Source organism: Zhongshania aliphaticivorans (assembly GCF_902705855.1).
Taxonomy (GTDB): Bacteria; Pseudomonadota; Gammaproteobacteria; order Pseudomonadales; family Spongiibacteraceae; genus Spongiibacter; species Spongiibacter aliphaticivorans_B.
In genome coordinates this window covers 660860-674194 of the sequence record NZ_CACSIJ010000001.1, presented here as the reverse complement: position 1 = coordinate 674194, position 13335 = coordinate 660860, and the positions used below count along the sequence as shown (strand labels likewise).

14 protein-coding genes are annotated in these 13335 nt (G+C 48.8%); all 14 read left to right on the top strand.

The window, feature by feature from the left end; genetic code table 11:
- The first annotated feature begins 50 nt into the window (after nucleotides 1-50).
- The 14 genes from GVJ32_RS03075 to GVJ32_RS03010 all read left to right on the top strand — a co-directional run bounded on the left by GVJ32_RS03075 (nucleotide 51) and on the right by GVJ32_RS03010 (nucleotide 13320).
- Entirely contained in the window at nucleotides 51-980 is a 930-nt protein-coding gene (locus GVJ32_RS03075; RefSeq protein ID WP_159238551.1) for a DUF7064 domain-containing protein, read from the top strand.
- Between the two features lie 12 nt (nucleotides 981-992).
- On the top strand, nucleotides 993-2144 hold the full coding sequence (locus tag GVJ32_RS03070) for a phosphotransferase family protein (RefSeq protein ID WP_159238550.1): 1152 nt from the start codon (nucleotides 993-995) through the stop codon (nucleotides 2142-2144).
- 1 nt (nucleotide 2145) lies between these two features.
- Entirely contained in the window at nucleotides 2146-2631 is a 486-nt protein-coding gene (locus tag GVJ32_RS03065) for a hypothetical protein (RefSeq protein WP_159238549.1), read from the top strand.
- Between the two features lie 308 nt (nucleotides 2632-2939).
- The gene (locus tag GVJ32_RS03060; RefSeq protein ID WP_159238548.1) at nucleotides 2940-3866 is read left to right on the top strand and encodes a VOC family protein; all 927 of its coding nucleotides are present in this window, start codon (nucleotides 2940-2942) and stop codon (nucleotides 3864-3866) included.
- Complete coding sequence (locus tag GVJ32_RS03055; RefSeq protein ID WP_235035017.1) at nucleotides 3859-4626, top strand: SDR family oxidoreductase; 768 nt, start codon at nucleotides 3859-3861, stop codon at nucleotides 4624-4626. Before GVJ32_RS03060 ends, GVJ32_RS03055 begins: the two co-directional genes overlap by 8 nt.
- 23 nt (nucleotides 4627-4649) lie before the next feature.
- Nucleotides 4650-5012, top strand: a complete 363-nt coding sequence (locus tag GVJ32_RS03050) for a non-heme iron oxygenase ferredoxin subunit (protein WP_159238547.1) — start codon at nucleotides 4650-4652, stop codon at nucleotides 5010-5012.
- A 42-nt stretch (nucleotides 5013-5054) separates the two neighbouring features.
- Nucleotides 5055-5888: an alpha/beta fold hydrolase gene (locus GVJ32_RS03045; protein ID WP_159238546.1), complete on the top strand. Its 834-nt coding sequence runs from the start codon at nucleotides 5055-5057 to the stop codon at nucleotides 5886-5888.
- A gap of 42 nt (nucleotides 5889-5930) precedes the next feature.
- Nucleotides 5931-6833, top strand: coding sequence for an acetaldehyde dehydrogenase (acetylating) (locus tag GVJ32_RS03040; RefSeq protein ID WP_159238545.1), 903 nt, complete (start codon nucleotides 5931-5933; stop codon nucleotides 6831-6833).
- 49 nt (nucleotides 6834-6882) lie between these two features.
- Nucleotides 6883-7926, top strand: coding sequence for a 4-hydroxy-2-oxovalerate aldolase (gene dmpG / locus GVJ32_RS03035; RefSeq protein WP_159238544.1), 1044 nt, complete (start codon nucleotides 6883-6885; stop codon nucleotides 7924-7926).
- 81 nt (nucleotides 7927-8007) lie between these two features.
- Nucleotides 8008-8739, top strand: a complete 732-nt coding sequence (locus GVJ32_RS03030; protein WP_200841313.1) for a class II aldolase/adducin family protein — start codon at nucleotides 8008-8010, stop codon at nucleotides 8737-8739.
- A gap of 88 nt (nucleotides 8740-8827) precedes the next feature.
- The gene (locus tag GVJ32_RS03025; RefSeq protein WP_159238543.1) at nucleotides 8828-10087 is read left to right on the top strand and encodes an aromatic ring-hydroxylating oxygenase subunit alpha; all 1260 of its coding nucleotides are present in this window, start codon (nucleotides 8828-8830) and stop codon (nucleotides 10085-10087) included.
- 3 nt (nucleotides 10088-10090) lie between these two features.
- Nucleotides 10091-10603 carry an aromatic-ring-hydroxylating dioxygenase subunit beta gene (locus tag GVJ32_RS03020; RefSeq protein WP_159238542.1) on the top strand — a complete coding sequence of 171 codons (513 nt, stop codon included), beginning with the start codon at nucleotides 10091-10093 and terminating at the stop codon, nucleotides 10601-10603.
- Between the two features lie 47 nt (nucleotides 10604-10650).
- On the top strand, nucleotides 10651-11430 hold the full coding sequence (locus GVJ32_RS03015) for a fumarylacetoacetate hydrolase family protein (RefSeq protein WP_159238541.1): 780 nt from the start codon (nucleotides 10651-10653) through the stop codon (nucleotides 11428-11430).
- A 36-nt stretch (nucleotides 11431-11466) separates the two neighbouring features.
- The gene (locus GVJ32_RS03010; RefSeq protein WP_159238540.1) at nucleotides 11467-13320 is read left to right on the top strand and encodes a propionyl-CoA synthetase; all 1854 of its coding nucleotides are present in this window, start codon (nucleotides 11467-11469) and stop codon (nucleotides 13318-13320) included.
- The last annotated feature ends 15 nt before the right edge of the window (nucleotides 13321-13335 follow it).

The window sequence follows — 13335 nt, the reverse complement described above, 5'->3', positions numbered from 1 at the left end:
GTCATCGTCGTCGACGATGTGATCAGAATAATTGATTTAGGGAAAGGCTAATGACAAGAACGCTAACCACCGATATTCGCGCTTTAGACCCCATACACGATAATCGCCATAAACTCGGAACAGGGCCGCTGGCCCGTGAGTCGATGGCGTATATGATTCAAATCCCCGAAGAGCAAATTGGCGGGTTTATTTATACTTGGATTAATGGCGAAGGCCTTGCGGGTAGCGCGGTCACGCTTTATGGCCCCGGTATTGGGCCAGAGCCGTTACTGGAAAAATTTGACGGCATTGCGATGTCGCCGGATGCCGACTTCTTTGATTGGCGGGTTAAGAATCTGCATTTCCGTCTGGGTGAGTTATTAGAAACCGCCTCGATCAGCTACAAATCTGAGCTATTCGATATTGAATATAATTTCACTGCCACTCAGCCTGCTTACGCTTACAGCAGCCATAAAGACGGTTGCCCGCAGTGGATAGCGCATGACCGCTTTGAGCAGCATGGTCTGGTGTCTGGCTACGTTAAAGTGGGCGGTCGTGAAATAACCTTGCAAGGCTATGCGCAGCGCGACCACTCTTGGGGTGTTCGTGACTGGGGTTTGAATCAGCATTGGAAGTGGGTTCACGCTCAAGCTGGGCCAGAGCTGGGTGTCCATTTTTGGAAGTTAGAGTCGATGGGTAAAACCCTGATTCGCGGCTTTGTCGACAAAGACCAACACATTGCACAAGTGGTTGATGTCGATATTGATTTAGAAATAAATGACGATTTAAAAACTCGCACCGTGCACGCCACTATTTACGACTCTGCAGGCCGAACCACTACCTTTCAAGGCGTTGCCTACGCAACCTTCCCGCTTTGCCCAGACCCGATGATTACCTTGTTTGAATCACCCATTGTTGCGCATATCGATGGCGTGAAAGGCGGTGGTTGTTGCGAAGTGCTGTGGATGAACAGCCTTATCGAATACGTAAATAATAAATAGGTGGTGACGAAAATGAAGTTAAGTGTAGCGACGGCGCTAGCATCGGGGGTGGATATTGAACCCAGTATCCAAGCCATGTTGCAGAATAATTTTAGCGCGAGAGAAAAGGGTGTATACGAGCCACGAAGCCCGGAGCAAATGGCGCCAATCCTGCTGGGATTTTTAGCGGAAGAGGGCGTTGTTGCCCCCCGACTTGAGGGCTTTAAGCGGATGGGTGGCGGGGCCTCGAAGGAGCAGTTTGTCTTCGATCTCTATTCCGACGATACCTTCGTTAGAAAATGCGTGCTCCGTATGGACCCATTGGAAAGTGCGGTGGTAACCGATCGCGCTAAAGAGTTTGGCGTGATGCGTGCGGTGGCAGACAAATTACCTGTGCCACCGGTGCTGTGGGCAGATTTAACGGGGGAGCGTTTGGGGCGGCCCGCCTTGATCACTGGCTTCATCGGTGGTGTGACGAAGCCCAGCGATAACGCGGGTAATGTCTCGGGCTTGGGCACGCTAATCAGTGAGCCCTTTCGCGAAGGTTTGGCGAAGGAGTTTTTGAAATACCTGCAGATAATGCACGAAATAAGTCCCGACTTTGATGATGGTCAGGTATTTCAGACCCCGGATCAGGACAGGTTTCAGGCGGCGAGATGGCAGCTGAATTGGTGGGCCAGCGCATGGCAAGACGACGCTATTGAAGGTGTGCCGATTATGGGGTTGGCGGAGCGCTGGATGCGCGACAATCTGCCAGAGACCTCGGAGCTAGTGATTGTGCATGCGGATTATCGAACCGGTAATTACCTGTTCGATGAACAAAGCCAAAAGATCACCACCATTCTCGACTGGGAGCTTGCCCATATTGGCGACTATCACGAAGACCTTGGCTGGATTGCATGTCATCAAGGCAAAACCAGCAGTGGTGAGGTGCTTGCCTCTGGCTTAATGCCGCTAAGTGAATTGTGCGCGCGGTATACCGAGATGACGGGGCGTGCGGTGGATCAAAAAGCACTGCATTTTTATCAAGTACTAAGCGTTTATAAATGCGTAGTGATCTGTTTGGCGACATCGGCGCGCACCGCCGGCAATAAACATAGCCACCAAGATATATTGTTGAGCTGGTTAACGGCGGCGGGCTATGCCTTTGTGGATCAACTTATCTGCTTACTTGAGGAGGCATAATATGAATCCATCATCCCAGTTGCGCTTAAGTACCATGATGCGTGCGATGACAGATATTATTTTACCGGCGATTCCCGCTAGCGAGTCTATGGCGCAGGAGCAAAGCCAGTTATTGATTGGTCATATTGCGGCCCTGATGGCGCAGGATGGTCGTGAGCGTGAGCTTGTCGATTATAACGCTCGCCATTTAATAGCATGCGCTACGCGCTTGCTTGACTTGGCTGAGTCGGAGTCGCTAAATGATGGAAAGCTAATAGACCTTCGCGCTGCGATGGCAGCAAATGACACTGCTAAGGTGGCCTTTGCATTAGAGCGCTTGATGGCGCAATGCGATGTGAGTGACGGCTTTAAACGTGAATCCTCGGTATTGCTAATACAATATGCTCGTCAACACAGCGTGACGGGGCGTAGCTGGTTTAGCCCCATGGGTTTTGATAGCAAGCCAAGTGAGTTGATTGACGTGGCGAATTTATTAGCTGCAGGCTAAGCGCTAGATTTTTTTACTGTGTGACTTCAGTTCCAAGCTTGTCTAAGAGAGCCTTTCTCGATTATGTAGTATGCGTAAAGTGTGCTACATTCTTAACCGTAAATACGTCTAAAACTACACGATAATTCGGGCCTATTTAAAGTGACATAATATTTGTTGGTTAATGTTGACCTTATCCTTTATTTAACTTACGATGCGTTTACACGGTTTGTTTGTTGGTCGAAATATACAGGCGCGATGGTGCACCACATATTGCTATCGAAACGCTTCTCGGACCTTAACGATAAGAAAATGAGCAGGGCAGAATTATGAGCATCCCATTACAAAGCCTTCCCTTTATGTATAAGCGCCTTGCGTATGTGGCGTTAAATGTAAGGGATATAACAAAATCAATTGGCTTTTATAGCGGATTACTCGGCTTAAATGTGCATGTTGAACAACAGGGTGAGAAGGTCGGTTTGCGCTGTGATCAGTACGCGATGAGTCTGGTGCTTTATCAGAGCGAAACGGCGGGGCTGCGTAGAGTCTGTTTTCAGGTCGCGTCCTCGGCGGACTTAGATTTGGCGAAAGCGCACTTTCAGTCGCGGGCTTATGAGTGCTGGGATATTCCTGCTACAGAAACTGGATTCTTGAATATTGCTCGGGGCTTCCGAGTATTCGAGCCAGTCACAGGTGTTACATTCGAGTACATCGACAACATGATTGAGCCGCCGCAAGCGCTAGATCAATCATTGGCAAAAATTCAACGTTTGGGTCATGTCGTTATCCGTACTGACAAGCTAGATGAGGCTTGGGCGGTAATGAACAAGGATTTCGGTTTGCTGCCGTCAGACTTTGTTGTTGATAAAGCAGTATGGGCACGTTGCTACCCCAATCCCTTTCATCATAGCTTTGCGATGGTGAAAAGCGACACCCCAGGTTTGCACCACGTTAACTTTATGGTCAGTGAAATTGATGATGTGGGCCGTGCTAGAAATAGACTAACTAATGCGGGGGTGGATATTGTTTTCGGCCCCGGTCGTCACATGCCATCTGGCAGTGTGTTTCTTTATTTCTTAGATCCAGATGGTATGACTGCCGAATTCAGTTTTGGCATGGAAGAGTTCCCAGAAGAAGATCCCCGTGAGGCACGTATGTTAGAAAACAGCGCGCAAACCATGGATTTGTGGGGCGGCATGCCAAAGCCCGAATTTTGTAAGCGCGGTGAAATAGCGGGGCCAGATGTTAATGAGTGATATGAAAGACATTACGGCCAGCAAGGTCGCCATTGTAACTGGTGCTTGCAGTGATATCGGTAAGGCCATTGCCATCGCACTTGCGGATACCGGTGTGGCGCTAGTGCTCAGCGATTTATCGCAGGAGAAATTATCAGACCTAAGTGCTGAAATGAGCGCGCTTAACTATACGGTATCGGCTTATGCCACCGATTTGTCGGCGCAGGCCGGTGCAGAAGCGCTGTTAGATTTTGCCCTGACGACATACCAACGGGTAGATATTCTGGTGAATAACGCGGGCGGCGGAATTATTCGTCCCTTTCTTGAACACACGCCAGAAACCCTGATGCAAACGGTAGACAGGAACCTGTGGACTGCCCTTTGGTGTAGTTGGTGTGTGCTACCCAAAATGAAAGAACAGGGTTTTGGTCGGGTCATCAATATTGGTGCAGATTCTGTGCGCAATGGCTTGTGGGCGCATGCAGCCTATAACGCCGCCAAAGGCGGTGTTCACGGCATGACTACTGGTTTGGCAAGAGAATTTGCCGCTGACAATATTACTGTTAACACGGTAGCACCTTGTGCGGTACAAACTGCTGTGCTTGCTAATTTTGTAGAAAATGATCCGCAGGCAGCAGAAGAATTTCTTCGTGTGATTCCTGTCGGCCGAGCTGCAAAAGTGGAAGAAGTTGCGTCTATGGTGGCGTATTTAGCAAGCGATGCAGCCGCATTTGTAACCGGTCAGGTTATTAGTGTTAACGGCGGCAGTACGATGCTGTAAATAATAAGAGTGTGGAAGGAATAATGAACGACGTAATTGCAAGTAGCGATGACTGGGCCTTTCTCTGCAAAGCAGACGAAGTGCCGGTTGGCGAAATAGGCACCGCAAAGCATCCCGGTGGGATGGATCTCGCTATTTTTAATGTCGAGGGCGAATTTTTTGTTGCGGTAGATCGCTGCACCCATGGCGCGGCATCGTTTTATGACGAAGGCGAATTGAGCGGCCATATTCTTGAATGCGCTTGGCATAACGGCACATTTGATGTGCGCACAGGGGCAGCATTGACTATGCCGTGTCGGGTGCCACTAAGAAGCTTTGAAACACAGCTGATCGACGGAGACCTCTACATTAATCCGCGTGTTAAGCGGTTTCAAAAACCAGATTAATAGAAAATTAAATTTAGCTAATTCATAACAGTGGGGTGATATGTGAGTACGCAGAATCCGGAAATGGGCAAACGAGTTGAATTGGCAGACGGCTACGAAGCGAACTATTTAGAGTCGGGTGACCGCAGTAATCCCACCGTAATTTTATTACATGGTTCAGGCCCAGGCGTAACGGCTTACGCTAATTGGCGTTTGCTTATTCCAGCTTTAGAAAATGATTTTCACGTGATTGCACCGGACGTCATTGGCTTTGGGTACACCGACAACCCAGACGGCTTTGAATACAATTTAGATAACTGGTTGCGGTTTATGTGCCAGTTCATGGACGCGATAAAGGTTGATGAAGCGCATTTTGTGGGTAACTCCTTTGGTGGTGCAATTAGTCTTGCCATGGCCGCACGCCACGGCGAGCGTGTTGACCGATTCGTAATGATGGGCGCTGCGGGTATTCATTTCAATATCACCGATGGTTTGCGTGAAATTTGGGGTTACAAACCCTCGGTCGATGCAATGCGCAGCCTGATGTCAATCTTCGCTTATCGCCAAGATTTGGTCAGTGAAGACATTATTAAATCGCGCTACGAGGCCAGCATTCGCCCTGGCTATCAAGAGGCTTACGAAAAATTATTCCCTGAGCCAATGCAAGAAAAATTAAATGGGCTGTGTATTCCAGAATCTGAAATAGCACAGATTCAACATAAAGCCCTGATGGTCCACGGTCGTGAAGACATTATTGTGCCTATGGAAAATTCCATCAAAGCACACCGCTTAATGAAAAATTCGCAACTGCATATTTTTGGTGAGTGCGGACATTGGACGCAGGTAGAAAAGCCTATTGAGTTCGCAACGCTAGTGAAAAATTTTTTAATTCTTTAAATATCAACTAGACAGCATTTAAGAATTGACAGCAGGTGAGTTATGAGTAAGAAATTGAGGGCCGTCATTATTGGGCCGGGCAATATCGGCACTGATTTATTGATGAAAATGCTACGTTCAGAGTGGGTTGAGCCGGTGTGGATGGTAGGTATAGATCCTGAGTCTGACGGTTTGAAGCGCGCTGCGGAAATGGGTATTAAAGTCTGTGCAGAGGGTGTCGATGGTGTGCTGCCATTTATTAAAGCGGACGATATTACTATCGCCTTTGATGCGACCTCGGCCTATGTTCATGCTGAAAACAGCCGCAAATTGAATGAGCTTGGGGTGACGATGATCGATCTCACACCTGCAGCCATTGGCCCTTATTGTATTCCTCCCGTTAATTTGGATGCCTTAAGTCAAAGCGATATTCAAAACGTCAATATGGTGACCTGCGGTGGTCAGGCGACTATTCCGATGGTGGCGGCGGTGTCGCGGGTGCAAGCGGTTAGTTACGGCGAGATTATAGCCACGGTATCTTCGCGCTCAATTGGCCCAGGTACTCGCGCCAATATTGATGAATTTACCCGTACTACCGCTAGCGCGGTGGAGAAGGTAGGCGGCGCGAAACAGGGTAAGGCGATCATCGTGATTAACCCTGCTGAGCCACCACTCATTATGCGCGACACCATTCACTGCTTGGTTGAAGGCGAGGCGGATCAAGCCGCCATTACCGCATCGGTGCATGACATGGTAGGTGAAGTTCAGCGCTATGTGCCGGGCTATCGCTTGGTGAACGGGCCGGTGTTTGATGGCCAGCGTGTCTCTATGTATATGGAAGTTGAGGGCCTCGGTGATTATTTGCCCAAATATGCGGGTAACCTCGATATCATGACGGCGGCAGCATTGCGCACAGCAGAAATGATTGCCCAAAAGCTCGCGGAAGCGAGTGCTATTACGGCGTAATAATTTACGCCGCTAACTTGTAATAGCCGACCAGTGAAAGGTGCAGAGTATGAAAAATAAATTTGTAAAATTGCATGATATGAGCCTGCGTGATGGCATGCATTCAAAACGCCATCAGATTTCCATTGAGGAAATGGTTGCGGTATCAACGGCATTAGACGCTGCGGGTATGCCGCTAATAGAAGTCACTCACGGTGACGGCTTGGGTGGCGCGTCGGTTAACTATGGTTTTCCGGCGCACAGCGACGAAGAATACCTCAATGCGGTTATCCCCAAAATGACACAGGCAAAAGTGTCGGCCCTGCTATTGCCGGGAATTGGTACGGTTGACCACATTCGCATGGCGCAGGCCTGTGGCGTAAGTACCTTAAGAGTCGCAACTCATTGCACAGAAGCTGATGTATCTCAGCAACATATCGCCTACTCAGCAAAGCTGGGTTTAGACACTGTTGGCTTTTTGATGATGGCGCATATGATTTCTGCAGACGCCTTATTAGAACAAGCAAAGCTAATGGTGAGCTACGGCGCTAACTGTCTTTACTGCACAGACTCGGCGGGCTTTATGTTGCCAGAAGAAGTCACCGAGAAGATATCCACATTGAGAAACGGCTTGCCAGACAATGTAGAGATTGGTTTTCACGGTCATCACAATCTCGCAATGGGCGTGGCTAATTCGGTTGCCGCCATTAACGCGGGCGCGGCGCGCATTGATGGTTCAGTAGCTGGGCTTGGCGCTGGGGCCGGCAACACCCCGCTAGAGGTTTTGGTAGCGGTATTGAATCGTATGGGCATGAAGACCGGCATAGATCTCTACAAGATTATGGATGTGGCGGAAGACCTCATCGTACCCATGATGGATAGTCCAATACGTATTGATCGCGACGCGCTAACCCTCGGTTATGCCGGTGTTTATAGTTCCTTCTTACTATTTGCTAAGCGCGCGGAACAGCGTTACGGCGTGTCAGCAAGAGATATTTTGGTTGAGCTGGGGCGTCGCGGTACCGTGGGTGGTCAAGAGGACATGATTGAAGACCTGGCCTTAACAATGGCAAAGGAAAATGCGACGGCCGAGACTGTGAGTGCGACGGGTTAATAACACGTTTCGCAGCTTAGCTTAAGGCTACGATTAGGCAATTCCCGCGAGTAAATAATAAATAACTGACACGTGGAAAACATGACGCAAACAGCAATAAACACGCAACACATCAAGCTGCGTATGGGGGCCAGAGCATTGGGTCGCGCTGGCTTGGTACACGCCTTTGGTCACTGCAGTGTAAGAGTGGATGACGAGCAGTTTTTGGTGTGCGCTCCCCAGCCGATGGGCACCATTGCCGCGGGAGAAGCGAATACCCCGGTTTCGGTAAGGGGGCCTTTGCCCGATGGCGTGCTGGGCGAGGTGAGAATTCATCAAGCGATTTACCAGCGTCGCCCAGAAATTAAAGCCGTGTGCCGCATTATGTCGCCAGCGGTAATGGCGCTATCTACGCAGGGTTTAACACCAACTTGCCGGCATGGTTTGAGCGCGTACTTTGCCAACAATATTCCCCTGTGGGCTGATCCGCGATTGTTGCGTGACGATGAACGCGCGCAATCCCTCGCCGATATGATGGGGTCGGCAACGGCCTTGGTTATGCGGGGCAATGGCGCAGTAGTGGTTGGTGAATCAATAGAAGAGGCGGTGTCTTACGCTTGGTTTTTAGAGGACTCTGCGCGGCTAGAGTTAAGTGTACGCAGTGCCAATTTTAAGCCTGAAGAGGGTGTACTGTCGCTTGATGAGATTCGAGACAGACAAGTTAAAGTCGGCGTGTTTGAACGCATGTGGCGGTATTTAACCTACGACGATATAGAAAGTGATATTGCTCATTCTGTACAGGTAGTTGTAAAGGATGGCGGTAGTAAATTTTGACTATGATAGTACTGAGATAGAGTCCTATTATTATTTAGTACGACAATAAAAATTAATTCCTTAAATCCAAAAGCGTGAGGTGGTTGACGTGGAAACTCCTTATATTATCGATGATCGGGACGGCGGGCGCTTTAAAGTAGCGCGCGAAACGTTTACCAGTCAGGAAGTGTTCGAGAAAGAACGCGATTTAATATTTAAAAATTGCTGGCTGTACTTGGGGCATGAATCTGAGCTGAAGGAAGCCAGTGCGTTTGTGGCGCGCACGGTGGCAGATCAGAATATTTTATTTGTTCGCGGCCGCGACAATGTGATTCGCGCCTTGTTTAACGTCTGTCCGCATCGCGGCTCTACTGTGTGTAGAGAGAAACGCGGCAAGGCCAAAACCTTTCAGTGTATGTATCACGGCTGGGTGTTTAAAAATACCGGTGAATTAGCGCATCTCTCCGGTGAGAATGCTTATAGCAAAGACTTTAAAGAAGGCGACGAATCAAATTTGCGGCCTGTGCCAAGATTGGAACAGTACGCCGGATTTTACTTCATTTGCTTTAATAAAGACGTGGAGCCTCTTGAGGATTATTTGGCGGGTTCTAAAGAATATTTGGATGTGATTGCCGCTCAGTCTGCGCAAGGTATGGAAATTATCGGTGGCACCCAAGAATACTCCATTCAGGCCAATTGGAAGCTATTGGTCGAAAACAGTGTTGACGGTTATCACGCAGAATCCACCCACGCTACTTACTTAGATTATTTAATGAATACCAATGGGAGCTTAACGGCAACTCGCCTTGCTGGCAAAGGTTATGATCTAGGGAATGGGCACGCTGTTATTGAGTACAGCGCGCCGTGGGGGCGTCCGGTAGCGCAGTGGATACCTATGTGGGGAGAAGACGGAAAGAAAGAAATCGATCAGGTTTACGATGAGTTGGTGGGGCGTGTCGGCGCAGAAACCGCTGAAAAGATTGCAACTAAAAACCGCAATATGATTATTTTTCCCAACTTGGTCGTTAATGACATCATGGCGATTACGGTGCGTACCTTCTACCCAACATCACCAAACTCAATGATGGTGAATGGATTTGCAATGGGCGTGGTGGGTGAAAGTGATTGGCGCCGTGAATATCGCCTATCTAACTTCCTAGAATTTATTGGCCCTGGCGGTTTTGCAACGCCTGATGATGTCGAGGCTTTAGAACAGTGCCAGAACGGATTTAAGTCTGCTGCTAATGCGCCGTGGAATGATATTTCTAAGGGAATGAAGGCGGCAGTTCCCTCATTTGATGACGAGTTACAAATGCGCGCATTTTGGCGTGAATGGAATCGTCGTGTCAGCGAATTTGAGGAGAAGTAGGCGATGGCTAGCGAGTCTGATTTGCAAGAAATGTTTCAATATTTTCGTATCCAAAAATTGCTGAATGAAGAAGCTAAATGTTTGGACGACTGGCGCTTGCAAGACTGGTTGTCTTTATATACCGAGGATGCAAGTTATTATGTGCCACCGACGGACATAGCTGCTGCGGAGGCAGACCCTACAAAGCATCTTTACTATATTGCAGATAATCGTGGTCGTATGGAGGAGCGGGTAACTCGACTTGAGAAAAAGACCTGCCATGCCGAGTTTCCGCGTTCAAAGGTTCAGCATGTAGTTAGTAATATTGTGGTGAATGATAGTCTTGAAAATGGCCGACTTTCTGTGAGTGCGTCGTTTGTAATTTACCGTTCAAAAAATGGTAGCACAGACATGTTTATGGGTAGCTATTTGTATGAGTTGGCCGACATAGAAGGTCAATTGCGAATTTGTAAAAAAGCGTGCTCTTTGGCGCTTGATGGTTTGCGGCCACAGGCAAAGATCAGCATTATTTTGTAAGTTATTTTTTTACATACATTTCATAACGAGTAATTGGAATAGCAAGTATGAATCAGCAGCAATTGCAGGATATTAGTACCGAGTTATATCGCTCTTTGCGCGAGGCCAAGGCGGTGTCGCCTCTAACTACGCGCTATCCTGATATCAGTATTGATGACGCCTATCGCGTATCGTTGAATATGTTGGCGATGCGCGAGGCTGATGGTGAGAAACTGATCGGCAAAAAAATTGGTGTTACCAGCAATGCTGTGCAGTCTATGCTCAATGTGCGACAGCCGGATTTTGGTTTTTTGACCGATAAAATGATCTGCGACGGTGAGCTGTCTCTAAGTAATATGATTGCACCGCGCGCCGAAGGTGAAATTGCCTTTCTATTGAATAGTGACCTCAAGGGGCCGGGCGTTACCGAGGCGGACGTATTAGCGGCAACAGAGGCGGTAATGCCGTGCTTTGAAATTGTTGATTCTCGTATCGCTGACTGGAAAATTAAAATCCAAGACACCGTGGCCGACAATGCCTCCTGCGGTTATTTTGCGATTAACTCTGCCGCCGCGATAGACCCCAAACAAGTAGATTTAATTAATTGCGAAATGCAGGTGTGGAAAAACGGTGAAAAGCTCAGTTTTGGCACCGGCGCAGAGGCCTTGGGTAATCCACTCACCTGTGTGGCGTGGTTGGCTAATACCCTTGGTGAATATGGTATCAGCTTAAGCAAAGGCGATATCATTTTATCCGGCTCTCTCGTGCCACTAGAGTATGTAAAACCCGGAGACAAAATGTCCTTAGACATATCTGGAATTGGTAGCTTGGCGCTCGATTTCATATAGTGTTTTGACTGCTACGTATTTGGCTGGGAGATAATAATGAATCACGATGAGAATATTGGCCTGTGGGCAAAGGCTGCCGAGGGTATAGACTGGTTTAGCAAGCCCGAGCTTACCTTAGATGATAGCAAAGTTCCTTTGTATAGATGGTTCAGCGATGGTGTGTGCAACACCTGCTTTAATAGTTTGGATCGCCACGTGGCCGCTGGCCGAGGCGAACAGAGTGCGATTATTTATGATAGTCCCGTTACTGACACGGTAGAGCACTGGTCTTACCAAGCCTTGCTTGATCGAGTGTCGCGCTTTGCCGGAGCCCTGCGTTCTATGGGCGTTGAGAAGGGCGATAGGGTTGTAATATATATGCCCATGGTGCCGGAAGCTGCTATCGCGATGCAGGCTTGTGCGCGCATTGGCGCCGTTCACTCGGTGGTGTTCGGTGGTTTTGCAGCGGCAGAATTAGCGTCACGTATTGATGACTGCAAACCCAAGGTCGTGATTTCTGCTTCCTGCGGCATAGAGCCCGGCCGCTTGGTGGCCTATAAGCCTTTGCTCGATGAGGCCATTGAGCGGGCACAGAACAAACCGCTTAAATGTGTAATCTTACAGCGCCCGCAATTGCTTGCCGCGATGCAGGAAGGTCGGGATTTAGATTGGGTGGAAACTGAGGCGGGTGGCGAAGCCGTTGACTGTGTTCCCTTAGCGGCAACTGATCCGCTATATATTATTTACACCTCTGGCACCACGGGGAATCCTAAAGGCGTCATTCGCGACAACGGCGGCCACATGGTGGCAATGAATTGGAGCCTAGAAAATATCTACGGCATCAATCCCGGTGATGTGTTTTGGGCCGCCTCAGATATTGGTTGGGTGGTAGGGCATTCCTATATTGTTTACGGCCCCCTTATTCGCGGCGCGACGGCAATTATGTTTGAGGGCAAGCCCGTCGGCACACCGGATGCCCTATCGTACTGGCGTTTAATTGAGCGCCATAAAGTAAAGGCCATGTTCACCGCCCCGACTGCAATTAGGGCTATTAAACAGCAAGATCCTAATGGACTTGGCCCTAGGGATTTTGATCTCTCCAGCTTGCAGCAATTATTTTTGGCTGGCGAGCGGGCAGATCCCGATACTATTCAGTGGGCTGAGCGCCAATTAAATATTCCGGTGATAGATCACTGGTGGCAAACAGAATTGGGTTGGCCTGCGGTGGCAAACTGCGCAGGTTTAGGTTTGTTTCCGGTTAAATATGGTTCCTCTGGCAAGGCCGTGCCGGGCTTCGATGTGGTCGTGCTAGATGAAGCGGGACATACGGTAGAAGCTGGCACAATGGGCGCTTTGGCGGTTCGTTTACCGCTGCCGCCGGGCACATTGCCAAGTTTGTGGAATAACGATCAGGGCTTTATTGATAAATATCTTTCTGAGTACCCCGGTTACTACAATGCCGGCGATGCGGGTTTTATCGACAGTGAAGACTATGTCCACATCATGAGCCGCACCGATGACGTGATAAACGTGGCGGGGCATCGTTTATCTACAGGGCAGATGGAAGAGGTGCTTAGCGCGCACAAAGACGTAGCTGAATGCGCGGTGTTTGGTATTAACGATGAGATGAAAGGGCAGATTCCGATTGGCTTATTGGTGCTGAATGCCGGTGTGGAACGCAGCGAAGAAATCATCGTTCAAGAAGTGATTGCCTTAGTTCGCGAGCAAATTGGGCCGGTGGCATTTTTTAAACAGGCGCGGGTGGTTAAGCGTTTACCTAAAACGCGATCCGGTAAAATTTTGCGCGCTACGCTTCAGAAAATCGCTAATGGTGATGAGTATAAGGTCCCAGCTACCATAGATGACCCTGCAATCTTGGAAGAAATTAGCTCAATTCTAACAATGGAATAGAGCGGCTACATTTAT

Bases quoted from the DNA above. Each gene is read 5' to 3' on its own strand.
- GVJ32_RS03075 (WP_159238551.1), top strand. From the start codon at position 51: ATGACAAGAACGCTAACCACCGATATTCGCGCTTTAGACCCCATACAC.
- GVJ32_RS03070 (WP_159238550.1), top strand. From the start codon at position 993: ATGAAGTTAAGTGTAGCGACGGCGCTAGCATCGGGGGTGGATATTGAA.
- GVJ32_RS03065 (WP_159238549.1), top strand. From the start codon at position 2,146: ATGAATCCATCATCCCAGTTGCGCTTAAGTACCATGATGCGTGCGATG.
- GVJ32_RS03060 (WP_159238548.1), top strand. From the start codon at position 2,940: ATGAGCATCCCATTACAAAGCCTTCCCTTTATGTATAAGCGCCTTGCG.
- GVJ32_RS03055 (WP_235035017.1), top strand. From the start codon at position 3,859: ATGAGTGATATGAAAGACATTACGGCCAGCAAGGTCGCCATTGTAACT.
- GVJ32_RS03050 (WP_159238547.1), top strand. From the start codon at position 4,650: ATGAACGACGTAATTGCAAGTAGCGATGACTGGGCCTTTCTCTGCAAA.
- GVJ32_RS03040 (WP_159238545.1), top strand. From the start codon at position 5,931: ATGAGTAAGAAATTGAGGGCCGTCATTATTGGGCCGGGCAATATCGGC.
- dmpG (WP_159238544.1), top strand. From the start codon at position 6,883: ATGAAAAATAAATTTGTAAAATTGCATGATATGAGCCTGCGTGATGGC.
- GVJ32_RS03030 (WP_200841313.1), top strand. From the start codon at position 8,008: ATGACGCAAACAGCAATAAACACGCAACACATCAAGCTGCGTATGGGG.
- GVJ32_RS03020 (WP_159238542.1), top strand. From the start codon at position 10,091: ATGGCTAGCGAGTCTGATTTGCAAGAAATGTTTCAATATTTTCGTATC.
- GVJ32_RS03015 (WP_159238541.1), top strand. From the start codon at position 10,651: ATGAATCAGCAGCAATTGCAGGATATTAGTACCGAGTTATATCGCTCT.
- GVJ32_RS03010 (WP_159238540.1), top strand. From the start codon at position 11,467: ATGAATCACGATGAGAATATTGGCCTGTGGGCAAAGGCTGCCGAGGGT.